Annotated in this window: 1 protein-coding gene; it reads right to left on the bottom strand. The window is 53.9% G+C overall.

Features of this window, described 5'->3' with window-relative positions; genetic code table 11:
• The coding region (locus tag FDX01_RS05650; RefSeq protein ID WP_170974761.1) for an efflux RND transporter permease subunit at positions 1 to 659 on the bottom strand (659 nt) is incomplete at both ends.

Raw genomic sequence — 659 nt, 5'->3', positions numbered from 1 at the left:
TCTGAAGATAACCGCTGGCACGGACCATATACTCAGCTTCGGCCATTTCAACGGATGAGCCACCGGCCTCCTGGTTAGACGATTCAAGGGCCTGTTTCACTTCGGGCAGGCTGATACCATACTGAGACAGTTTTACCGGATTGACCTGAATCTGGTACTGTTTCACCACGCCGCCAACCGAAGCGACCTCAGCCACGTTCGGGATGGTTTTCAGCTCAAATTTCAGGAACCAGTCCTGCAGAGAACGCAGTTCTGAAAGGTCGTGTTTTCCGCTGCGATCGACAAGGGCATATTCAAATATCCAGCCCACCCCCGTGGCGTCCGGACCGATTTCAGAACTCACACCGGCGGGCAGTTTTCCCTGTACCTGGTTCAGGTACTCCAGCACGCGGGAACGGGCCCAGTACAGATCGGTGCCGTCTTCAAAAATGACATACACATACGAATCACCGAACTGTGAAAAACCACGCACGGTTTTTGCGCCAGGCACGGACAGCATGGTGGTGGTAAGTGGATAGGTGACCTGGTTTTCTACAATCTGCGGGGCCTGGCCGGGATAGCTGGTTTTGATAATGACCTGCACATCTGACAGGTCAGGCAAGGCATCGACAGGCGTGTTAATAATCGTCCATGTGCCCCAGATGCTGAGAAACAGGGCC

This window comes from Citrobacter sp. wls613 (genome assembly GCF_005281195.1).
Classification (GTDB): Bacteria; Pseudomonadota; Gammaproteobacteria; order Enterobacterales; family Enterobacteriaceae; genus Citrobacter; species Citrobacter gillenii.
The sequence above is the reverse complement of the archived record's forward strand: the minus strand, read 5'-3'. Positions and strand labels throughout refer to the sequence as shown.